The 22,593-nt window shown below is 71.7% G+C and carries 18 protein-coding genes; 12 read left to right on the top strand and 6 right to left on the bottom strand.

Annotation, left to right across the window (positions count from 1 at the left end; genetic code table 11):
* Positions 1-284: 284 nt before the first annotated feature.
* Entirely contained in the window at positions 285-1,250 is a 966-nt protein-coding gene (locus tag QZL85_RS07360; protein ID WP_295575672.1) for a LacI family DNA-binding transcriptional regulator, read from the bottom strand.
* Positions 1,251-1,345: 95 nt separating this feature from the next.
* Between QZL85_RS07360 and galT the strand changes: the two genes are divergently transcribed.
* The 3 genes from galT to QZL85_RS07375 all read left to right on the top strand — a co-directional run bounded on the left by galT (position 1,346) and on the right by QZL85_RS07375 (position 4,663).
* Positions 1,346-2,524 carry a galactose-1-phosphate uridylyltransferase gene (gene galT / locus QZL85_RS07365; protein WP_295575486.1) on the top strand — a complete coding sequence of 393 codons (1,179 nt, stop codon included), beginning with the start codon at positions 1,346-1,348 and terminating at the stop codon, positions 2,522-2,524.
* 29 nt (positions 2,525-2,553) lie between these two features.
* Complete coding sequence (gene galK, locus QZL85_RS07370) at positions 2,554-3,693, top strand: galactokinase (RefSeq protein ID WP_295575674.1); 1,140 nt, start codon at positions 2,554-2,556, stop codon at positions 3,691-3,693.
* Between the two features lie 133 nt (positions 3,694-3,826).
* Entirely contained in the window at positions 3,827-4,663 is an 837-nt protein-coding gene (locus QZL85_RS07375) for an alpha/beta fold hydrolase (RefSeq protein ID WP_295575489.1), read from the top strand.
* A gap of 157 nt (positions 4,664-4,820) precedes the next feature.
* Here the strand turns inward: QZL85_RS07375 and QZL85_RS07380 are convergent, their stop codons facing one another.
* The 3 genes from QZL85_RS07380 to QZL85_RS07390 are packed head-to-tail and all read right to left on the bottom strand — an operon-like array spanning position 4,821 to position 7,607.
* The gene (locus QZL85_RS07380) at positions 4,821-5,702 is read right to left on the bottom strand and encodes a site-specific DNA-methyltransferase (protein ID WP_295575492.1); all 882 of its coding nucleotides are present in this window, start codon (positions 5,700-5,702) and stop codon (positions 4,821-4,823) included.
* On the bottom strand, positions 5,681-6,730 hold the full coding sequence (locus QZL85_RS07385; RefSeq protein ID WP_295575494.1) for a biotin/lipoate A/B protein ligase family protein: 1,050 nt from the start codon (positions 6,728-6,730) through the stop codon (positions 5,681-5,683). Before QZL85_RS07385 ends, QZL85_RS07380 begins: the two co-directional genes overlap by 22 nt.
* Positions 6,731-6,758: 28 nt before the next feature.
* Entirely contained in the window at positions 6,759-7,607 is an 849-nt protein-coding gene (locus tag QZL85_RS07390; RefSeq protein ID WP_295575496.1) for an alpha/beta fold hydrolase, read from the bottom strand.
* A gap of 80 nt (positions 7,608-7,687) precedes the next feature.
* Between QZL85_RS07390 and QZL85_RS07395 the strand changes: the two genes are divergently transcribed.
* Both QZL85_RS07395 and QZL85_RS07400 read left to right on the top strand, forming a co-directional pair.
* Complete coding sequence (locus QZL85_RS07395) at positions 7,688-8,140, top strand: MarR family winged helix-turn-helix transcriptional regulator (RefSeq protein WP_295575499.1); 453 nt, start codon at positions 7,688-7,690, stop codon at positions 8,138-8,140.
* A complete protein-coding gene (locus QZL85_RS07400) occupies positions 8,137-9,468 on the top strand; it encodes an MFS transporter (protein WP_295575501.1) in 1,332 nt (443 codons plus the stop codon). Before QZL85_RS07395 ends, QZL85_RS07400 begins: the two co-directional genes overlap by 4 nt.
* A 12-nt stretch (positions 9,469-9,480) precedes the next feature.
* Here QZL85_RS07400 and QZL85_RS07405 read toward each other — a convergent pair whose 3' ends face one another.
* The gene (locus tag QZL85_RS07405; RefSeq protein WP_295575504.1) at positions 9,481-11,910 is read right to left on the bottom strand and encodes a glycoside hydrolase family 2 TIM barrel-domain containing protein; all 2,430 of its coding nucleotides are present in this window, start codon (positions 11,908-11,910) and stop codon (positions 9,481-9,483) included.
* The gene (locus QZL85_RS07410; protein ID WP_295575507.1) at positions 11,907-12,599 is read right to left on the bottom strand and encodes a TetR/AcrR family transcriptional regulator; all 693 of its coding nucleotides are present in this window, start codon (positions 12,597-12,599) and stop codon (positions 11,907-11,909) included. Before QZL85_RS07410 ends, QZL85_RS07405 begins: the two co-directional genes overlap by 4 nt.
* A gap of 190 nt (positions 12,600-12,789) precedes the next feature.
* Here QZL85_RS07410 and QZL85_RS07415 point away from each other — a divergent pair, with 190 nt between their 5' ends.
* The 7 genes from QZL85_RS07415 to QZL85_RS07445 all read left to right on the top strand — a co-directional run bounded on the left by QZL85_RS07415 (position 12,790) and on the right by QZL85_RS07445 (position 22,592).
* The gene (locus QZL85_RS07415; protein WP_295575510.1) at positions 12,790-14,331 is read left to right on the top strand and encodes an ABC transporter substrate-binding protein; all 1,542 of its coding nucleotides are present in this window, start codon (positions 12,790-12,792) and stop codon (positions 14,329-14,331) included.
* A gap of 66 nt (positions 14,332-14,397) precedes the next feature.
* Positions 14,398-15,339, top strand: coding sequence for an ABC transporter permease (locus tag QZL85_RS07420; protein ID WP_295575513.1), 942 nt, complete (start codon positions 14,398-14,400; stop codon positions 15,337-15,339).
* On the top strand, positions 15,336-17,201 hold the full coding sequence (locus QZL85_RS07425; RefSeq protein WP_295575516.1) for a dipeptide/oligopeptide/nickel ABC transporter permease/ATP-binding protein: 1,866 nt from the start codon (positions 15,336-15,338) through the stop codon (positions 17,199-17,201). Before QZL85_RS07420 ends, QZL85_RS07425 begins: the two co-directional genes overlap by 4 nt.
* Complete coding sequence (locus QZL85_RS07430) at positions 17,198-18,046, top strand: ATP-binding cassette domain-containing protein (protein WP_295575518.1); 849 nt, start codon at positions 17,198-17,200, stop codon at positions 18,044-18,046. Before QZL85_RS07425 ends, QZL85_RS07430 begins: the two co-directional genes overlap by 4 nt.
* 211 nt (positions 18,047-18,257) lie before the next feature.
* Complete coding sequence (locus QZL85_RS07435) at positions 18,258-20,540, top strand: glycoside hydrolase family 3 protein (protein ID WP_295575676.1); 2,283 nt, start codon at positions 18,258-18,260, stop codon at positions 20,538-20,540.
* Positions 20,537-21,418: an SMP-30/gluconolactonase/LRE family protein gene (locus QZL85_RS07440; RefSeq protein ID WP_295575520.1), complete on the top strand. Its 882-nt coding sequence runs from the start codon at positions 20,537-20,539 to the stop codon at positions 21,416-21,418. The genes QZL85_RS07435 and QZL85_RS07440 overlap by 4 nt, the downstream gene beginning before the upstream one ends.
* 46 nt (positions 21,419-21,464) lie before the next feature.
* Positions 21,465-22,592, top strand: a complete 1,128-nt coding sequence (locus QZL85_RS07445; protein WP_295575522.1) for a serine hydrolase — start codon at positions 21,465-21,467, stop codon at positions 22,590-22,592.
* The last annotated feature ends 1 nt before the right edge of the window (position 22,593 follow it).

Below are 22,593 nucleotides of genomic sequence, written 5' to 3' on the forward strand. Positions count from 1 at the left end.
CTCCCCCGGCACGCGACACCACCGCAGTGAGTCGCGGCATCGGGCGGGTGTCGGCGCCGGGCACCCGCCATTCGACGCGGACGAATTCCCCGGGCCTTGTCCGACAGCGTCATATGGCGGGTACGGGGGCGGCGCACCCGCCATTCGGCGCGGACGAGCTCGAAGGGCGGCAGCCTCCAGGTCCCAACGGCGGAGATCCTCATGGGCTCCGCCTGATCACGGCATCGAGCGGCCCTCCGGGACACGATCTCCGCCGCCGGGCGACTCCGCGGGTCTGAGCCTTCTCAGGCCGGCGGCGCCGCCACGCTCGCGCGCTCCACGAGCGTGGGCGTGAGCATCGCCGCAGGGCTGCGGCCGCCCCCGATCGCCGCGACGAGCGCGTCGACGGCGGCGGCGCCGAGCGCGTCGAAGTCCTGGCGCACGGTCGTCAGCGGCGGACGGTATTGCGCGGCGTCGGCGACGTCGTCGAAGCCGACCACACTGATCTCGCGGGGCACGTCACGGCCTGCCTCGGCGAGCGCGCGCAGTGCTCCGAGTGCCATCTGATCGTTGGCGGCGAAGAGTGCGGTCGCGTCGGCCGGCACGTCGACGGCGGCGGCATGACCGGATGCCGACGACCAGTCGCCGCGCAGCGGCTCCGCGGCCGCGATGCCGGCCGCCCTCAGGGCCTCCCGCCAGCCGCGCTCGCGTTCGGTCGCGGCGTAGGAGCCGGCGGGGCCCGCGAGGTGGTGGACCGTCCGATGCCCGAGCCCGAGCAGGTGCGCCGTCGCGGCGCGGGCGCCCGCGGCGTGATCGGTCTGCACGACGACGTAGCGGTCATCCGGGGGCGAGTCGACGACGACGAGGGCCAGGGAGCTCGGCACCTCCACGCCGCGCGCGAGCGCCGTCGCCTCGTTGAGCACGATCGCCCCGTCGACGCCCTGCTCGTGGAGACGGGCGAAGCCCTGGGCGACGGCATCCCGACCCGAGGCCGTCACGACCGTGAGCGCGAACCCGCGGTCCGCGGCGGCCGCGGCGATCGCCTGCAGCATCCGCGAGTTGCCGACCGTCGCGAGGGTCGACACCACGAGTCCGATCGTGTCGGTGCGGCCCGTGCGCAGCGCGCGGGCGGCCCGGTGCGGGCGATAGTCGAGCTCGGCCATGGCGTCCTCGACGCGGCGGCGCGTCGCGGGATCGACGCGCGGGCTGCCGTTGACGACGCGCGAGACGGTCTGGCCCGAGACGCCCGCAACCGTGGCGACATCCGCCATCGACACGCGTCGCTCCACGACCACTCCTCACCTCGCGCCGACCCGATCGCCCGGCTGATGTTGACGATAACATAGCAGTGCGTTACCGTGTTGACGTGAACATCCCCACTGACACTCCTCCGGTCTCCGCAACGGAGCTGGGCGCCGGCGTCGTCAAGCGCACGACGCGCCTCGCCGACGGCCGCGAGCTCATCTACTACGACGACCCCGACACGACGCTCGGTCCCGACCGCGGTGTGGACGAGCGCGATCTCGACCCGCGCCCCGCGACCGCGACGATGCGCCAGGACGTCCTCACGGGCGACTGGGTCTCCGTCGCCGCCGCGCGCCAGAACCGCGCGTTCCTCCCCCCGGCCGAGCTCGACCCGCTCGCGCCGCAATCGGCGACGAATCCGTCCGAGATCCCGTCGCTCTACGACGTCGCCGTCTTCGAGAACAGGTCGCCCTCGTTCGGGCCGGCCCTCGCCGCCGCCGTCGGCGACGCGCCCGAGGCGTCCGACCCGCCGCGCGGCATCGCGGATCTCGAACACCTCGGTCTCGGCCGCACCCGCACCAGCGTCGGCCGCTGCGAGGTCGTCTGCTTCTCCCCCGAGCGCGCAGGTTCCTTCGGCACGCAGACCGTCACCCGCGCCCGCACCGTCATCGAGGCCTGGGCCGACCGCACGGCCGCCCTGTCCGCCCTGCCGGGCGTCGAGCAGGTCTTCCCGTTCGAGAACCGCGGCGAGGCCATCGGCGTCACGCTGCACCACCCGCACGGCCAGATCTACTCCTACCCGTACATCACCCCTCGGACGACCCGCCTCCTCGACTCGATCGACCGGACGGCGCCGGACCTCTTCCAGCGCCTCCTCGAGTTCGAGCAGGCCGGGCCGCGCGTGCTCCTGCAGGGCGAGCACTGGACGGCGTTCGTGCCGTTCGCGGCGCGCTGGCCCCTCGAGATCCACCTGCTGCCGCACCGCCACGTGCCCGATTTCGCCGCCCTGTCGACCGGCGAGCGCGACGAGCTGGCGCCGCTCTACCTGCGGCTCCTCCGCGGGGTGGATGCCGTCTACGACAGCCCGACGCCCTACATCGCCGCCTGGCACCAGGCGCCCGTCAACGTCGGTCGCGACACCGTGCGCCTGAACCTGCAGCTGACGAGCCCCCGCCGCGCGGCGGACAAGCTCAAGTTCCTCGCCGGCTCCGAAGCCGCGATGGGCGCCTGGATCGGCGATGTCCCGCCGGAGGCCGCCGCCGACCGGCTCCGCGACGCGATCGAGGGGGTGTCCCTGTGACCGCCGCCGGCGAGGCCCACGGCCTCTTCATGGAGCTCACCGGCGTCGAGCCGGCCGGGCTGTGGTCCGCGCCGGGCCGCGTCAACCTCATCGGCGAGCACACCGACTACAACGACGGGTTCGTCTTCCCGTTCGCGATCGACCACCGCACGTTCGTCGCCCTCGGGCGGCGCACCGATGACCGCATCCGCGTGACCTCCACCTTCGACGCGGATGCCGTCGAGATCGCCCTGGGCGAGCTCGACGCCGTGTTCCCCGCGCGGCGGGACGAGATCGTCGAGTGGGCGCGGTATCCGCTGGGCGTCGCGTGGGCGCTCCTGCGTCAGACCGGGGCCACGGGCGTCACCGGTGTCGACCTCGCGATCGCCTCCGATGTGCCGGTCGGCGCGGGCCTGTCCTCCTCTGCGGCGATCGAGAGCGCGACGGCCGCAGCCCTCGGCGAGGTGTGGGAGCTTGGCCTCGACCGGGTCGCGCTCGCCCGGGCCGGACGGACGGCGGAGAACGACGCGGTCGGCGCCCCCACCGGGATCATGGACCAGATGGCATCCATGCTCGGGCGGGCGGATGCCGGCATCTTCCTGGACTGCCGCTCGCTCGAGGCCGACGTCGTCGACCTCGGGTTCGCCGCGGCGGGCCTGGAACTGCTCGTGATGGACACCGGCGTGAAGCATGCGCATTCCACCGGCGGGTACGGCGAGCGCCGCGCCGCCTGCGAGCGCGGCGCGGAGATCATGGGCGTCGCCGCGCTGCGTGACCTCGACGTGTCCGACCTCGCGCGCGCGGAGGGGCTCATGGACGACGTCACGTTCCGCCGCGTCCGGCACGTGGTCACGGAGGACCAGCGCGTGCTCGACGCCGTGCGGACGCTCCGCGCCGAAGGACCGCGCGCCATCGGCGCGCTGCTGGATGCCTCGCACGTCTCGATGTGCGACGATTTCGAGATCTCCGTGCCCGAGCTCGACCTCGCCGTGGACACGGCTCGCGCGACCGGCGCCGTCGGCGCGCGCATGACCGGCGGCGGCTTCGGTGGCGCGGCGATCGCGCTCGTCGACCACGACCTCGTCCCGGCGGTCACCGCCGCGGTCGAGCAGGCGTTCGCGGAGGCCGGATTCGCCGCGCCGCACATCTTCACGGTGCATCCCTCGGACGGGGCCCGGCGCGACGGCTGACGCAGGGCGGCGGCGTGGTCGCCGGATGACGGGCGGGTGACGAGTCGGTGACCCCCTGGCATCCGGCCGCCCGGTCGCCGTAACGTCGTGCACGTGTCGCGGCGACGGGCGTCGCGGTGCGGAAGGAGACATCGTGGCGCATATCACCGTGGCGACCGAGAACTCGGCCGACGTCGACATCCACTACACCGATCAGGGTTCCGGGCAGCCCGTCGTGCTGATCCACGGGTTCCCCCTGAACGGGGAGTCGTGGGGGAAGCAGCAGGCGGCACTGCTCGACGCCGGCTACCGCGTGATCGCATACGACCGACGCGGCTTCGGCGCCTCGACGAAGACGGGCGCCGGGTACGACTACGACACGTTCGCGGCCGACCTGCACGCTCTCTTGGAAGACCTCGACGTCTCGGACGCCATCCTCGTCGGATTCTCGATGGGCACCGGCGAGGTCGCGCGGTACCTCGCGCGCTACGGCGCCGGCCGCGTCGCGAAGGCGGCGTTCCTCGGGTCCCTCGAGCCGTTCCTCCTCATCACCGAGGACAACCCGGGCGGCGCCGGCGACCAGGCGTTCTTCGACGGCATCGCCTCCGCGGTCCGTACCGACCGGTACGCCTTCCTCACCGGGTTCTTCCGCGACTTCTACAACCTCGACGAGAACCTCGGCAGCCGGATCTCGCAGGAGGCGCTCGACGCGAGCATCGCCGTCGCGAACGCCGCCGGCAACGCCGCCATCGCGGCGGCGCCGCTGACCTGGCCGACCGACTTCCGCGCCGACATTCCCCACGTCACGGTCCCGGCGCTCATCGTGCACGGCACGGCCGACAACATCCTGCCGATCGACCACACCGGTCGCCGCTTCTGCGAGCTGCTGCCGGACGCGACGTACGTCGAGATCGACGGCGCCCCGCACGGCATGCTGTGGACCCACGCCGACGAGGTCAACGACGCGCTGCTGGCGTTCCTGGCCTCCTGACCCCGGCGCCGCGCCGCACTCAGGGCCGCCGTCCCGGTGCGATCTGCAGGACCGGGTGTGACCGGAGTGGCCGGTGCGCCTCATCCGCCACACGCGTCACGGCCGATCCTGCAGATTGCGCCGCGCAGCACCAGACGGGGTCGCGGTCGCGCCGGCCTCAGTCCGCGGCGACGAGCACGGCGTGCGGCATGCGCGCCCGCATGACGGCGATGGCCGCCGGATTGTCGTCGACGAGCACGGCGTCGCGGCCGAGGGCGGACGCGACGGCGCCGGTCGTGCCGCTCCCGGCGAACAGGTCGAGCACGCGATCGCCGGGACGGCTGGAGGCCTGGACGATGCGGCGCAGGATGCCCTCCGGCTTCTGCGTCGGGTAGCCCGTCTTCTCTCGGCCGGACGTCGGCACGATCGTGTGCCACCACACGTCGGTCGGGAGCTTGCCGCGCGCGGCCTTCTCCGGCGTCACGAGCCCGGGCGCCATGTACGGCTCACGGTCGACGGACTCCGAGTCGAAGTGGTAGCGCTCCGGGTCCTTCACGTACACGAGGATCGTGTCGTGCTTGGTGGGCCAGCGCCGGCGCGACTTCGCGCCGTAGTCGTACGCCCAGATGAGCTCGTTGAGGAAGCATGCGCGTCCGAAGAGCGCGTCGAGCAGCACCTTCGCGTAGTGCGCCTCGCGGTAGTCCAGGTGCAGGTAGAGCGTGCCCTCCGGGCTGAGCAGGCGCCACGCCTCCGCGAGCCGCGGCTCGAGGAAGTCCCAGTAGTCGTCGAAGCGGTCGTCGTAGGCGCGCAGGTCGCCGCGCAGCCGCGCATAGCTGGTGCCCCGGAAGCCGGGCTTGACCGGCGAGAGCGTCGTCCCCACCGCATCGTCCGCCGCGCTCACAACGGCCTGCTCGACCGCCCTCCCCTGCGAGCGCCCCGTGTTGAAGGGCGGGTCGAGGTAGACGAGCGCGAACGAGCCGCTCTCGAGCGCGCGCGCGACCTCCAGGTTGTCGCCGTGCCGGATCTCGACCGCCCCGGTCACGGGACGCGGTGCAGCCACGCGTCGGTCGCGAACTTCGACGCCACGAGCGCTTCCGCCTCGGCGTATTCCTCTTCGGTGATATGCCCGGGCTGCGCGCCGTACAGCGTCGTGAACGTTTCGACGAGGCGCTGGATGATCGCCGCGCGGGGCAGGCCGGTCTGGCTGCGGAGCGGATCGACCCGCTTGGCCGCCGACACGGTCCCCTTGTCGCTGAGCTTCTCCCGGCCGATGCGCAGGACGTCGGTCAGCACCTGGCCGTCCATGTCGTAGCTGAGCGTCGCGTGGTGCAGCACCCCGCCGTTCGCGAGGCGCTTCTGCGCCGCACCGCCGATCTTGCCCTGCGGCGAGGCGATGTCGTTGAGCGGCTGGTAGACGGCCTCGATGCCGAGGGAGCGCAGCGCCTGCAGCACCCAGTCATCGAGGAAGGCGTACGAGTCCGCGAACGTCATGCCGGCGACGAGGGATGCCGGAACGTAGAGCGAGTACGTGACGATGGACCCCGCGGCCATGAGCATCGCGCCGCCGCCGGAGATCCGGCGGACGACGTCGAACCCGTGCGCGGCGGCGCCGTCGGGGTCGACCTCGTTGCGGTACGACTGGAACGACCCGAGGACGACAGCGGACTCGTCCCACTCCCAGATGCGCAGCGTCGGACGGCGGCGGTCGTCGCCCACCCGCGCCGTGAGGACCTCGTCGAGGGCAAGGTTCATGCGCGGCGAGACGGCCTTCTCGTGGACGATCTCCCAGTCGAAGTCGCGCCAGCCCGGAGCGGTGACGAGCGCGCGGCGCACCGCGGTGCCGACCGACTCGGGGGTGAAGCCGAGCAGCTGGGCGCCGTCCGGCAGGCTGGCGCGCACGGCCGCGGCGATCGTCGCGACATCCGCCTCGACGGGAAGGCCCGTGACGGCCGCGTCGATGTCGGCGAGCGCGTCGTCGGGTTCGAGGAAGAAGTCCCCGGCCAGGTGGAAGTCCGCGATCCGACCGTCCCTGACCTCGAGGTCGACCACGACGAGCTTGCCGCCTGGGACCTTGTACTCGCCGTGCATCCCCCCAGCCTACGGCGGCGGGCCGCCGTCAGGCGCGGGCGGGGATGCGGCGGTCGAGCCAGGCGAGCAGGTCGGCGCGGACCTCGGCCTGGCCCACCTCGTTGAAGATCTCGTGGCGGGCGTCGGGGTAGACGAGCGTGGTGACATCGGACAGGCCCGACCGCGTGCGGTACGCGTCCGCCAGCCGGTGCACGCTGCGCGGGCCGCCGACGGGGTCGTCGCGCCCCACCATGAGGAGAACCGGCACGCTGACGCCGAGATCGCGGCGCGGACGCCCGAACAGTCGCGCGGCGTCGATGGGACCGAACAGGCGCAGCAGCGGCGCCGTCGTCGTCAGCGGGTCGTCCAGGAACGACCGCCCGACCTCGAGGTCGCTGGAGAGCCACTCGGTGCCGAGTGCGTCTTTCGCGTGCCACTTCCGGTTGAGCGATCCCGCGTTGAGCGAGCCGGGCCAGCGCAGCGCCGAACCGGACAGGACGACCGCGTCGTAGGCCTCGGGCTCGTCGTTGAAGAGGATCTGCGCGAGGAAGGACCCCCAGGAGTGTCCGAGCAGGATGAGCGGCAGCCCGGGGTTCTCGTCGCGGATGAGGTGCGTGAACTGGCGGCAGGCGGCGACCGCGGCGCGGAGACCGCCGACGCCGAGGCGGCCGAGCCGTGAGGCGTCGCCGCCGTGCTGCGTCATCCCGGTGCGGCCGTGGCCGCGGTGATCGTCCGCGTAGACGGTGTAGCCGGCCGAGTTGAGCGCCGCGATGAGGGCGGCGTAGCGCCCCACGTGCTCGCCCACGCCGTGCAGGAGCTGGACGACGGCCCGCGGCGTCTCTGCGGGGTGGACGTCGTAGACGATCGCGACGCCGTGTGCATCGATGAACTCGGGCATGGACAGAGCATAGGGGCGGGGAGGCGGCATCCGCTCTCGCCGTTTACTTAGCACAACTAATGAGCTATGCTAAGGAATACATGACCTCCTCCGCTCTCCCTTCAGAAACCTCCGGAGACCTCGCCCGCGAGGCCGCCGAGTTCCGCATGGCGACCTTCCGGCTCGCCCGCCGCCTCCGCGCGCATCGCGCCGTCGACTCCATGAGCGACGGGCAGTTCGCCGTGCTCGCGGCCCTGTCCGTGCACGGCGCGCACACCCTCGGCGACCTCGCCGACCGCGAGCGCGTGTCGCCCCCCTCGATGAACCGCACCGTGAACTGCCTCGAGGAGTCCGGGTACATCACCCGCACCCCGGATGACAGCGATCGCCGCAAGGTCAACATCGACCTCACCGATTCGGGTCGATCCGTCGTCGAGGAGACCGTGCGCCGGCGCGACCTGTGGCTCGAGTCCGCGCTCAGCACGCTCGACGACGCGCAGCGCGAGACCCTGGCCCACGCCGCGGCGATCATGCAGGAGGTGGCGACCCGATGAGCGCGATGTTCCGCTCCTTCTCGGTCTTCAACTACCGCGTCTGGTTCATCGGCGCGCTCGTCTCCAACGTGGGCGCGTGGATGCAGGCCACGGCCCTCAGCTGGGTCGTGCTGACCGAACTCACGAACAACGACGCCGGCGCCATGGGCGTCACGATGGGACTGCAGTTCGCACCGCCCCTCCTGCTCGTGAGCGTGACCGGCTGGGTCGCCGACCGCTTCGATCGTCGCAAGCTCCTCTTCGTCACGCAGGGCCTGCTGCTCGTCCTCGGACTCGCGATCGGCGCACTCCTCCTGGCCGGCGTCATGACGCTGCCACTGATGTACACCTTCGCTCTCGCCCTGGGCATCGTCGCCGCCTTCGACAACCCGAGCCGGCAGGCCTTCGTCTCCGACCTCGTGTCCCGCGAGAACGCCTCCAACGCCGTCGCCCTCAACGCCGCATCGTTCAACGGCGCGCGCATGATCGGTCCCGCCGTCGCGGGCGTCGTGATCGTCGCCGTCGGCACCGGCTGGGTCTTCTTCATCAACGGCGTCACGTTCCTCGCGATGCTGGTCGCGCTGCTGCTCATCCGCACGGATGACCTCATCCCGCGCGTGCGGAGCGCCGGCGCCGCGCGACTGGCGGACGGGTTCCGCTACGTCAAGGGCCGCCCCGACCTCCTCGTGACCTTCGTCATGGTGTTCCTGCTCGGTGCGTTCGGCATGAACTTCCCGATCTTCGCGTCGACGATGGCGCTCGAGTTCGGCCAGGAGGCCGACGGCTACGGGCTGCTGAGCTCGATCCTGGCGATCGGTTCGCTCGCCGGCGCCCTGCTGGCCGCGCGCCGCGACCGCGCCCGCATCCGTCTCGTCATCGTGGGCGCGGGGATGTTCTCCGCGGCCGCGTTCCTCTCCTCCGCGATGCCGTCGTACTGGGCGTATGCCGCGACGCTCATGCTGACCGGCTTCGCCGTCGTCACGACGCTGACCACCGCGAACGGCTACGTCCAGACGACGACCGATCCCGCGCTGCGCGGTCGGGTGCTCGCCCTGTATATGGCGATCCTCATGGGCGGGACGCCCATCGGGGCTCCGATCGTCGGGTGGGTCGCCGCCGAGTGGGGGCCGCGGGCCGCGATCCTGGTGGGTGCCGGCGCCGCGTTCGTCGCCTTCTCGATCGGTCTGGGCTGGCTGCTGGTCTCCGGCCGCCTGCACCGGAGCGAGTCGCGCCGCTTCGCGCTGCAGCTCGACGAGACGCGGCCGCTCCCGGTCATCGCTCCGGCGGAGTTCAGCGACGAGGTCGCCGGGACGACCCCCATCATGCTCCCGGCGGAGCAGCGCCGCTGACGAACGCGACGGTCAGTCGGCGGCGACGACCTCGATGACGGCGGATGCCGAAGCGAGCCCGCCGGCGTGCACTGTGACGGTGATCTCTCCGACGCCGGCGGGACGCACGATGGCGAGCGCCCGCCCGTCGTAGGTGGTGACGGCGGGTCCGGCGAACGACTCGGTCGTCCGGGCGCGCGCCGAGCCGATGCCCGCGAGCTCGCCCGGGCCGTCGATCTCGACGGTGAGGAGCCGGTCGGCGTCCCCGACGACGAGGCCGTCGTCTCCCTCGATCCGCAGACCGACGTAGGCGAGCCCATCCGTCGGGATGCGCTCGGACTCGGCCTGCGCGACGAGGCGCGGGGCACCGCCGGCGGTCCGGAGTCGCGCGCGGCCGACCTCGCGTCCGTCGTCCAGAGCCACGGCGACGAGCTCCCCCGGGTGGTATTCCGTCTCGAACCGCGCGACGAGCGGCCTCGTGCCGCCCACCGCGACGCGTCCGAGCACGACGCCGTCGCGGCGCAGCTCCACCTCGTCGGCCGCGGCGTACACGTCGACGGTCACGGGCGCACCGGGTGCGACGTCCCAGGTCCACGACGCCACGACGTCGTCCCACGACCACGGGGTCTTGGCGACGGGGCGGCCGTGGTGCTGCGGCCGGTGCACCGCGAACGCGGGCTCGGTGCGGAGGCCGTACGCGAGCTCGCGGTAGTGCGAGGCCGGTGTGCGGTGGCCCGTGATGTCGATGTCGCCGCACTGGGCGAGGAGGTACGGGAACGGCCCCGCCGTGCCGGTGGGCTCGTAGCCCGGCGTGTCGGTGTAGTCGACGCGGCCGATGCCGGCCTCGCCGATGTAGTCCCAGCCCGTCCAGGTGAAGTCGCCGATGACGTGCGGGAAGCGGCGCACATCGCGCCAAAGTCCCGCGATCTTGTCGGGGAACGTCTCCGATCCCACGATGATGCGGTTCGGGAACAGGTCCGCGTCCAGCCCGTACCGCGAATCGGCGTAGTTGAAGCCGACGACGTCCAGGACGGCGGCGGACTCCTCGGTCGAGTCGCTGACGAGCACGGAGGCGTTCGCGAGGGCCATCTGCTCGCCCATGTCGGCCATCATCGTGTTCGGGTCGGCCTCCGCCAGTTCGCCGAGGACCTCCCGCATCCGGCCGATATTCGCGATGATCCCGTTGATCCCGTTCGTCACGAACCGCGTCGGGTCGAGGCGGCGGAACTCCTCCGCGAGGCGGCGGCTCCACGTGGCGCCGTGCGGCGTCGCGAGCTCGAGGATCTCGTTGCCGATGGAGTACAGCACGACGCTCGGGTGGTTGAGGTCCTTCGCGACGAGCGCGGCGACGTCCTGCGGCCACCGCGTGTCGAAGCCGATCGAGGCGTCGAAGCCGGTCTTGGCTTTCGTCCACACGTCGGTGAGCTCGTCCATGACGAGGAGGCCATGGCGATCGCAGGCATCCAGGAGCGCCCGGCTCGCGGGATTGTGCGCGCTGCGGATCGCGTTGAACCCGGCCTCCTTGAGCCGGCGCACCTTGCGGTCCTCGGCCCAGGGGTGCGTGATCGCGCCCAGCGGCCCGTTGTCGTGGTGCACGCACGCGCCCCGCAGGTCGACGGTCTCGCCGTTGATGCGCAGGCCGTGGACGGTGTCGAGCTGCAGCGTGCGGATGCCGAACCGCACGGCATCCTCGTCGATCCTGCCGCCGTCCTGATCGTCGAGGGCGACCGTCAGCGCGTGGAGGGCCGGGGCCTCCGGGCCCCACAGCTCCGGCGCGGCGACCTGCAGGCGCGCGCGCGCCACGGCCTCCTCGCCCGGGAGCACGGTGACCGGCGCCGAGCCCTGCGCGACGGCGGCACCGGACGGATCCTGGACCGTCCATGCCAGGCGGAGGGTGCGCGTATGCCGCGTCGCGTTCCGGACGCGCGTCTGCACCGCGACGATCGCGCGCTCGGCGTCGACGTCGGGAGTCGTGACGACGGTGCCGTCGAGGACCAGGTGGACCGGATCGGCGACGACGAGGTGCACGGGCCGGTAGATGCCGCCGCCGGTGTACCAGCGGCTGTCCTTGTGGACGCGGGCCTCGACCGTGACCGTGTTGGCCTCTCCGAAGCGCAGGAACGCGTCGGCGTCGACGGTGAAGGCGGCGTAGCCGTTCGGCTGGTGGGCGGCGAAGTCTCCGTTGATGTACACCGTGGCGTCTCGGTACACGCCCTCGAACTCGATCTGCACGGTCTTCTCGCGCCAGTCGGCCGGCACGTCGAAGGTCTTGGCGTACTCGAAGACACCGCCTGGGAGGTAGCCCGCGTGCACGCCCTGCGGGCTGTCCGGCGAGCGCGGCAGGTCGCGGAGCGCGTCGTGCGGGATCGCCACGGGCACGGCGGCGGTGGCGTCGTCGCGGCTCTCGAAGGCCCCGAGCTTGGGGCCGACGGTCCAGCCGTCGCCGAAGGGGAGGCGGTTCATCGCGCGGGCTCCGCGTCGAGCGCGGCATCGGGCTCCGCGTCGAGCTCCACCGTAGGCATGGGTGCCGGATCCCAGTCGATGTCCACGAACGGGGTGAAGAGGTTCCGCAGTTCCTCGGCCATGTCCACGACGTCCCGGTCGTAGAGCCACTGCACCTGCAGCCCGTCCATCATCGCGATGATCGTGACGGCCGCGCGCTCCGGTGTCATGCCGGCTTTGAGCCGGCCCTCGACGGCGAGGTGACCGAAAGCGCGTGCGATGTTCCCGCGCGTGTACTCGTAGCGGCGGATGAAGTAGTCGTGGGCGGGATGGTCGGGCGAGGTGGCCTCGGCGGAGAGCGTGCAGTACAGCTCCACGACCCCGGGCAGCGAGGCGTTGTGCGCCGCGAGCTGCACGAGCCCGCGCAAGACGGCGGCCCCGTCCTCGGACTCGATGGGGACCGTCTCCCGTGCGCGATCGTCGCGCCGCTCGAGAACGGCTTCGAGAAGCGCCACCTTGTTGCGGAAGTGATGCAGGAGCCCGGCCTCGCTCATCCCCACCTTGGTCGCGATCTCCCGCAGGGAGCCCGCGCGGTAACCGGACTGCGCGAACACCTCGAGCGCGGCATCCAGGATCGCCTGTCGCGTCGCCTCCGTCTTGGCGTACTCGCCGCGTCGTCGGCGCTGCGGGCGCGTGCTGGTGTCCGTCATCGTGCTCACCATCATCCTCCTCCGGACGCCGACGTCGGTGTCCGGTGCGACCTAGTCTGCACGCGGAGATAACGAAAACCTAGCGATCGCTAGAATTTTCCTGTGAAAACCTAGTACTCGCTAGTAATTGGTGCTAGCGTCCTCGGCCAGAGGCGATCCGCAGGGGTATCGCCCCGAGAAGGGACCAAGGATGTTCCGTTTGAAGGCCACAGCAGCCCTCGCGATCGCCGCAGCCCTCGTTCTGACCGGCTGCGCCGGCGGGACGGGCGACACCAGCGGCGACGGCGACGGCGAAGGCACCGGTCGAGGAGACCGTCTGACACTGATCTCGATCCTCGCCCCCACCAGCTATGACGTCGGCCAGGGCGCTGAGTACGGCAACCGCAGCCCGTTCTTCCAGGCCGTGTTCGACACACTGCTGCAGAAGGACGCGTCCGGCGAACTGCAGCCGTGGATCGCCACCGACTGGTCGTACAACGAGGACAACACCGTCCTCACCCTCACGCTCCGCGACGACGTCGAGTTCACCGACGGCACCCCGCTGGACGCCGAGGCGGTCGTGGCGAGCATGGAGCGCTTCCGCGACGGCACGTCGCCGCAGGCCGCCACGATGCTCGGCAAGGAGTTCGCCGCCGTCGACGCCACCACCGTGACCATCACGACGCCGGCACCCGACCCGTCCCTCGTGAACCTCCTCTCGATCGCGCCGGGCCTCATCCAGGCGCCGTCGTCGTTCGACGACGCGGATGCAGCCACGGAGCCGGTCGGCTCGGGCCCGTACATCTTCGACGCCGCCTCGTCCGTCACCGGCACGACGTACAACTACACCGCGAACCCGGACTACTGGAACGCCGACGCGATCAAGTACGACAACCTCACGATCAACGTGATGGAGGACACCACCGCCATCATCAACGCCGTCAAGGCGGGCGAGGCCAACGGCGCCAAGATCGCCGACAACAGCACGATCACCGAGGTCGAGGGCGCGGGCTGGACGATTGCAGCCAACGAGCTGGACTTCCAGGGTCTGCTGCTGTTCGACCGTGGCGGCACCATGGCCCCCGAGCTCGGCGACGTCAAGGTGCGCCAGGCGATCAACATGGCGTTCGACCGCGAAGCGCTGCTCCAGTCGCTGCAGTCCGGCTACGGCACCGTGACCGAGCAGGTCTTCCCGACGACCTCGGTCGCCTACGACGAGGCCCTCGACAGCACCTACGAGTACGACCCCGAGGGCGCCAAGGACCTCCTCGCCGACGCGGGCTACCCGGACGGCTTCTCGCTCGACATGATGTCCACGCCCGCGTTCCAGACGACGTTCGACCTGGTCGCGCAGCAGCTGGCCGACATCGGCATCGACGTCAACTACACCGACCCGGGCACCGGCAACTTCATCACCGACATGCTCGCGCCGAAGTACGCGGCGACGTGGATGGCGCTGGAGCAGAACCCGGACTGGCAGCTGATCAACTTCATGATCGCTCCGAGCGCCACCTTCAACCCGTTCAAGTACCAGGACGACACGGTGGACGGCTACATCGAGACGATCCAGCTCGGCACGCCCGAGGAGTCGGATGAGGCGCTGAAGGCGCTGAACGCCTACCTCGTCGAGCAGGCCTGGTTCGCACCGTTCTTCCGGGTACAGGGTTCGTACGCGGTCGACGCGAACACGAACCTGGACTTCTGGCCGACGAACGCCTACCCGTCGATCTTCGACTTCTCGCCGAAGAACTGACCCGCCTCCGGCCGTCCGGGCAGCGAATGCCCGGGCGGCCGGAACCCACACCATCGGGAAGCGACCATGCTTGCATTCATCCTCCGTCGCCTGCTGTCCGGCGTCGTCCTCATCGCGGTGATCTCGTTCCTCGCGTTCATGCTCCTCTACATGGGCGGCGGCGACATCGCCCGCCGCATCCTCGGTGAGAACGCGACCGCCGAGACCGTCGCCAAGAAGACCGAGCAGCTCGGCCTGAACCGGCCGCTCCTCGTGCAGTACGGCGACTGGATCACCTCCGCCTTCACCGGCGACCTCGGGCGCAGCTGGTTCACGGGCGAACTGGTCACCGTCGGGGTCACCAACCGGCTCGCGGTGACGCTCTCGCTCGTCATCGGCACCACCGTGATCTCAGCCATCCTCTCCGTCATCCTGGGCGTCCTCGCAGCGCGGCGGGGCGGCGCGGTCGACGGCACGATCCAGACCGTCTCGCTCATCGGGTTCGCCATCCCCGGCTTCCTCATCGCGCTCTTCCTCGTGCTGATCTTCGCGATCAACCTCGGCTGGTTCAAGGCCACCGGGTACATACCGATAGGCACCTCCTTCACCGGCTGGCTCTCCTCCGTGACGCTTCCGATCGTGGCGCTGTCCATCGGCGCGATCGCGACGGTCGCCGCCCAGGTGCGCGGCTCCGTCATCGACGCGATGTCCCGCGACTACGTCCGCACGCTCCGCTCCCGCGGCCTCGGCGCCGGATCGGTCATCTACAAGCACGTCCTCCGCAACGCCGGCGGCCCCGCGCTCGCCGTCCTCGCGGTCCAGTTCGTCGGGCTCCTCGGCGGCGCCGTGGTCGTCGAGCAGATCTTCGCCATCCCCGGGATGGGCCAGCTCACGGTCCGCGCCGGCAGCCTCGGCGACATCCCCGTCGTGATGGGCCTCGTGATCGCGTTCGCGATCATCGTGATCGTCGTCAACCTCCTGATCGACCTCGCCCAAGCAGCTCTCAACCCGAAGGTGCGACTGTCATGACCGCCATCGCCGTTCCTCCCGCCGTCCCCGTCGCGCCGGTGCGCGTCGCCCTGTGGCGCCGCCTCGTCAAGCGCCCCCTCGGGATCGGGTCGTTCGTCTTCCTCGCGCTCGTGGTCCTCCTGGCGATCGTGGGGCCGCTGATCGCCCCGCAGGACCCGAACTACGCCGACATCCGCAACGTGCTCGCGGGCCCCAGCGGCGAGCACCTCCTCGGCACCGACGGCAGCGGGCGCGACGTGCTCTCCCGGCTGCTGACCGCCACACAGACGAGCGTCATCGCGGCGCTCCTCGCGGTCGTCGTCGCGATCGTGCTCGGCGTCGTCAGCGGTCTGATCGCCGGCTACTACCAGGGCTGGTTCAACACCGTCGCGACGTGGGTCACCGAGCTGAACATGGCGCTCCCGGGCATCGTCGTCCTGCTCGCGGCGCGCGCCGTGCTCGGACCATCGGTCTGGATCTCGATGCTCATCTTCGGCGTCCTGCTCGCCCCCGCGTTCTACCGCCTCGTCTACGCCGCAGTCACGGCGGTCCGCGGCGAGCTGTACGTCGACGCGGCCCGCGTCTCGGGGCTCAGCGACACCCGCATCATCGGGCGGCACGTCCTGTCGGTCGTGCGGGCGCCGATCATCATCCAGGCTGCGATCATCGCCGGCATCGCGATCGCGATCCAGTCGGGACTCGAGTTCCTCGGCCTGGGCGACGTCAACGTCCCCACGTGGGGCTCGATGCTCACCGACGGCTTCAAGAACATCTACAAGACGCCCGTCCTGATGATCTGGCCGTCGCTCGCGATCGCCCTCACCTGCATCGCCCTCACGCTGCTCGCCAACGTCATGCGCGACGAGCTGGAGCGGACCGTGTCGGTGCGACGCAAGCGCCGCCGGGTCGTCACCACCGCGACCGGCTCGATCGCGGCCGTCACCACCTCGATGTCCATGAGCGGCGGAGAGCCGCTCGTCGACACGGACGAACCGCCCGTGTTCGAGAACAGCGCGGTCATCGTCCACAAGGACGACGCGCGCAGCAAGGCGAGCGAGAAGGTCCTCGAGGTGCGCGACCTGCACGTCGGCTACGACCAGCCGAACGGCTCGCACATCGAGGTCGTCCACGGCGTCTCCCTCGACATCCGCCGCGGCGAGGTGCACGGGCTCATCGGCGAGTCCGGGTCGGGCAAGACCCAGACGGCGTTCGCCGTGCTCGGCCTGCTGCCGCGCGGCGGACACGTCACGGGCGGGTCGATCATGTACGAGGGGATCGAGCTGGCCGACTCGGACGAGTCCGTCTACGGGCGGGTGCGCGGCAAGCGCATCGGCTACATCCCGCAGGAGCCGATGAGCAACCTCGACTCGTCGTTCACGATCGGCAGCCAGCTCGTCGAGCCGCTGCGCAAGAACCTCGGCCTGTCGAAGAAGGCGGCGACGCAGCGCTCCCTGGAGCTCCTGGACCGCGTCGGGATCCCGAACCCGAAGCGCACCTTCGACGCGTACCCGTTCGAGGTGTCCGGCGGCATGGCGCAGCGCGTCCTGATCGCCGGGGCCGTCTCGACCGACCCCGACCTCATCATCGCCGACGAGCCGACCACGGCTCTGGATGTGACGGTGCAGGCCGAGGTGCTCGACCTGCTGCGCTCGCTGCAGGCCGAGCGTCACATGGCGATGCTGCTCGTCACGCACAACTTCGGCGTCGTCGCCGACCTGTGCGACCACGTGACCGTCATGCAGAACGGCCTGTTCGTCGAGCAGGGCCCCGTCCGCGCGATCTTCCACGACGCGCAGCACCCGTACACCCGTGCCCTGCTGGACGCGATCCTCGACGAGGGTCCCGCCCGTCCGGCACTGTCCACGAAGGGAGCGGGAGCATGAGCGCTCCACTGCTCGAGGTCAAGGATCTCGTCGTCGAGTACCCCGGCAAGGGCTTCCGGGCCGAGCCGTTCCGCGCGCTGAAGGGCGTCTCGCTCGACATCCTGCCGGGCGAGACCGTGGGCCTCGTCGGCGAGTCCGGCTCGGGCAAGACGACGCTCGGGCGCGCCGCGCTCGGCCTCGCGCCCGTCACCGAGGGGACGATCCACTACGACGGCAAGGACATCTCGCACCTCGCCCGGCGTCAGCGCCGCGCGCTGAGCTCCGAGATCCAGGTTGTCTTCCAGGACCCGTACTCCTCGCTGAACCCGTCGATGACGATCGAGCAGATCCTCGCCGAGCCGCTCACGGTCGCAGGGGTCAGCTCCACCGAGGCGAAGTCGCGGGTCCGCGACCTGCTCGACCAGGTGGGACTCCCCGCGGATGCGCGCAGCCGGCTGCCGCGCGAGTTCTCCGGCGGACAGCGGCAGCGCGTCGCGATCGCCCGGGCCCTGGCCCTGCGACCCCGGCTCATCGTGTGCGACGAGCCCGTCTCGGCGCTCGACCTCTCCACGCAGGCGCGGGTCCTCGACCTCTTCATCGAGATCCAGGAGCGCACCGGCGTCGCCTACCTGTTCGTGACGCACGACCTCGCCGTCGTCCGCCACATCAGCCACCGGGTCGCGGTCATGTACCGCGGCGAGATCGTCGAGTACGGCGACGGCGAGCGCGTCACCTCGCGGCCCGAGCACCCCTACACGCAGCGCCTCTTCATGGCGGCGCCCGTGCCCGATCCGGACAAGCAGGAGGAGCGTCGCATCGCGCGGCGCGCCCTCCTGGACTCCGAGGCCGCCCAGGGCGCGGCCTGACCCCTCGCCCCACCGGGGCCGCGCACCGGCGCGGCCCGCCCTCCCCCGCGCACCGCGCGCCCCATCCCCAGCCATTGGAGTCCTCGTGACCGAGTCCGTCGCCCATCTGCGTCCGCTGCTGGACGCGCTCACCCTCGAGCAGAAGGCCGCGCTCGTACAGGGCGCGGACTTCTGGACGACGGTCCCGCTGCCCGAGATCGGGCTGCGCGCCATGACGCTCTCCGACGGTCCGTCGGGCGTCCGCGGACCGCGCTGGGACGAACGCGAGCCGTCACTGAACCTGCCCTCCGGGTCGGCTCTCGCCGCGTCGTGGGATGTCGACCTCGCGTACCGCTACGGCGCGGCCGCCGCCTCCGAGGCGCGCCGCAAGGGCGTCGACGTCGTGCTCGGCCCGACCATCAACCTGCACCGTTCCCCCCTGGGCGGCCGCCACTTCGAGTGCTTCTCCGAGGACCCGGAGCTCACCGCGGAGCTCGCCGCCGCCTACGTGCGCGGCATGCAGGACAACGGCGTCGCGGCGACGCCGAAGCACTACGTCGCGAACGACTCGGAGACCGACCGGTTCACGGTCGACGTCGACGTCGACGACCGCGCCCTCCGCGAGCTGTACCTCGCGCCGTTCGAGCGGGCCGTCGAGGCCGGCGCGTGGTCGGTCATGAGCGCCTACAACGCCGTCGACGGCGTCACGATGACTGAGAACGACCTGCTCGAGACGCCACTGAACTCCGAGTGGGGCTTCGACGGCGTCGTCGTGAGCGACTGGACGGCCGTCCGCTCGCTGGATGCCGTCGCCGCCGCGCAGGACCTCGCGATGCCGGGGCCGGCACCGGCGTGGGCCGACCTCCTGGCCGCCGTCCGCGACGGCCGCGTGCAGGAGGCCGACCTCGACCGCAAGGTGCTGCGCCTGCTCCTCCTCGCCGAGCGCGTCGGCGCACTGGAGGGGTCCACGGCCCTGGAGCCGGCGCCCGTCGATGCCGAGGCGTTCGCCCGCGAAGCGGGCATCGAGGGCACCGTGCTGCTGCGCAACACCGGCGCGCTCCCCCTCGACGTCGCGGCCATCCGCTCGATCGCCGTCATCGGCCACAACGCCCGCGACGCGCGCACGCAGGGCGGCGGCTCCGCGACCGTGCTGCCCGAGCGCACGGTGTCCCCGCTGGACGGCCTGCGCGAGGCCCTGCCGGAGGCGGACCTGCGCTACGAGATCGGCGCCGTCGTGCAGGAGGGCGTCGCCGAGATCCCCGTCGCACAGCTGCGGAACCCCGAGACGGGCGAGCCCGGGCTGCGCGTGCGCTTCCTCGACGAGGACGGCGCGGAGCTCTTCAGCGAGGACCGTCGCTCGACCGCGCTCGTCTGGTTCGGCGGCGACGCCCCCGTCGCCGCGAGCTCGCGCGTCGTGTTCGAGACCGTCTTCACCCCCGCCGAGACCGGTGAGATCCAGCTCGGGTTCGCCGGCGCGAACCCCGGCCGGCTGTACGTCGACGACCGGCTCGTGCTCGACGACACCCCCGTCATCGAGGGCACCGACCTCGGCGCCGCGTTCCTGAACCCGCCGTCGCTCACGGCCGGCGTTTCCGTCGAGCAGGACACCCCGATCCGCGTCCGCGTCGAGTTCACGCTCGCCCGCGGGGGTGCACTCGCGGGCGCCCTCAGCGCGACGGTCGGCATCGCGCCCGAGGCGACCGACCCGGAAGCCCTCATCGCGCGGGCCGTGGAGGCGGCCGCCGCCGCCGACGTCGCCGTCGTCGTGGTGGGCACGAACTCGAAGGTCGAGTCCGAGGGATACGACCGCATCGACCTCGACCTCCCCGGCCGCCAGGACGACCTCGTCCGCGCCGTGGCCGCGACGGGGACCCCGGTCGTCGTCGTCGTCAACGCGGGCTCGCCGGTCGTGCTGCCGTGGGCCGACGAGGTGTCCGCCATCGTGCAGGGCTACTTCGGCGGCCAGGAGTTCGGCCACGCGCTCGCGGACGTCCTGACCGGCGCCGCCGAGCCCGGCGGGCGCCTCCCCACCACGTGGCCCGCCACGCTCGCCGACGTCCCCGTGCAGGATGTCACGCCGCAGGACGGCGTCCTCACCTACGGCGAGGGCATCCACGTCGGCTACCGCGCCTGGCTGAAGGATGCCGCGACGCCGGCGTTCCCGTTCGGCCACGGCCTCGGCTACACGACCTGGTCATGGGGTGCCGCGCATCGCCACGGCGACGCCGTCGACGTGACCGTGCGGAACACCGGCGACCGCGCCGGAAAGCAGGTCGTGCAGGTCTACGCGGAGCGCGGCGACTCGTCGGTGGACCGTCCGGTCCGCTGGCTCGTCGGCTTCGCCACGGTGCACGCGGAACCCGGCGAGACGGTCACCGCGACCGTACCCGTCCCCGGCCGCCGGCTCGCGCACTGGGCGGACGGCTGGGTCGTCGAGCCCGGCGCGTACACCCTGCGCGCGGGTGCCTCCGTCGACGACCTGCCGCTGGCCCTGGAGTGGACCGTCGCGGAATGAGACTCCTCGAGACCGCTCCGTACGTCCTGGCCGAGGGGCCCGTGTGGGACCCCTCGACCAGGCGACTGAGCTGGGTCGACATCGACGACGGACGCGTCATGTCGGCGATCCTCGACGCGGACGGGTCGCTCGGCGACGTCACGACGCTGCAGGTCGGCGGGCAGGTGGGCGCCGCGATCCCCGCCGGCGGCGGACGCTTCCTCGTGTCGCTGGAGGCGTGGATCGGCATCCTCCATCCGGACGGAAGCATCGACAAGAGCCGTGCGCTCATCCCGACCAACCGACGCTTCAACGACGGCAAGATCGATCCGCAGGGCAGATTCGTCGTCGGCAGCATCCGCCGGTTCGGCGGCGTCGACGGACGGCAGCACCTGCTGCGCCTCGAGCACGACGGGTCGATCACCGTCCTCGACGACACCCTGAACATGTCCAACGGCCTGGGCTGGTCACCGGACGGGGAGTGGCTGTACTACGCCGAGTCGCATGACCGGCTCGTCTATCGACGGTCCTACATCGGCGGCGTCGCCGGTCCCCGGGACACGTTCCTGCGCCTCGACGGCCTGCCGGACGGGATGACGGTCGACGCCGACGGGCGCCTCTGGGTGACCCAGCTCGACCTCGGCCGGATCGACTGCTTCGCCCCTGACGGCAGCCGACTCGAGGAGCGGACCATCGCCCTGGACGCGGCGCACCCGACGAGCGTCGAGTTCGCCGGTCCCGACCTCGACGTCCTCGTCATCACGACGGGCTTCCCCTGGCTCGACGGCGACGTCGGCGTGACCCGCTCCGACGGCGACGGCCGGCTCCTGACCCTCCGGCTGCCCGGTGTCCGGGGCCTCGCCCCCACCGCCTGGCGCGAGGCGCCGCTCCCCCGCTGACCCCGCCCGCACGCACGCACGACACGCTCACCGACGAGAGGAAGACATGACCGCCGCACTGACCGGTCCGCTCCATGGCACCGCCGACGCACGTCTGGGGGAGGTCGTCGCACGGCTCGAAGAGCAGCTCTCAGCCGATCCGGATCTGTCGTTCCAGGTGGCCGCGTACCACCGCGGCAGGTCCGTGCTGGACGCGTGGGGCGGCCCGCACCTGTCCGGTGACTCCGTCATCGTCCCCTACTCGGTCACCAAGAACACGATCGGCCTGTCGGTGGGCCTCCTCGTCGAGCGGGGCGAGCTCGACCTCGACGAACGGGTCGCGCATTACTGGCCGGAGTTCGCCGCGAAGGGCAAGGACCGCATCACCGTCCGTCAGCTCCTCTCCCACCAGGCGGGGCTCCCGCAGGCGGAGACCCCCCTGACCTGGGACGAACTGCTCGACCACCACGCCGCGGCCGCGCGCCTCGCCGACACCACGCCGTTCTGGCACCCCGGCAGCGCCTTCGGCTACCACGCCATCACGATCGGCAACCTGGGCGACGAACTGGTCTACCGGGTCACCGGGCGGACGCTGCACGAGTTCTACGAGCAGGAGATCCGGGCTCCGCACGGCATCGACTTCCACCTGGGTCTCCCGGCGGAGCTCGAGGACCGCCGCGTCGACGTCCTGGCGATGATCCAGCCGGTCTCCGACACGCTCGTACGCACCTACTCGGCGCTCGGACCCGTCGTCTTCGGGTCGATGGGCGGCGACGTCGACCTCGGCAACTCCCCGCGCAGCTGGCGCTACGGGCACCCGGGCGGCAGCGGCACCGGCAGCGCCCGCGGCCTCGCCCGCCTCTTCGCGGCGGCCGTCACAGGGGTCGACGGCGGCGCGCCGTTCCTCGGCGCCGACACCGTCGCCCGGATCGGCCAGCAGCAGATCCGCGGGTACGACGAGGTGCTCCACCAGCACGACCGAGCGCACGCGATCGTCTTCCAGAAGCCGTCGCAGCAGCTCGCCTTCGGCGGCCCGCGCGCGTTCGGCCACGACGGCGCCGCCGGCGCCCTCGCCTGCGTCGACCCGGACACGGGCATCGCCTTCGCGTGGACCGTCGCGCGCGGTCCCTGGCCCGGCGGCGCGGACCCCCGCGCGGTCCGGCTCGCCGCCGAACTCGGCCGCATCCTCACCTGAC

It is taken from the genome of uncultured Microbacterium sp., assembly GCF_900078385.1.
Lineage (GTDB): Bacteria > Actinomycetota > Actinomycetes > Actinomycetales > Microbacteriaceae > Microbacterium.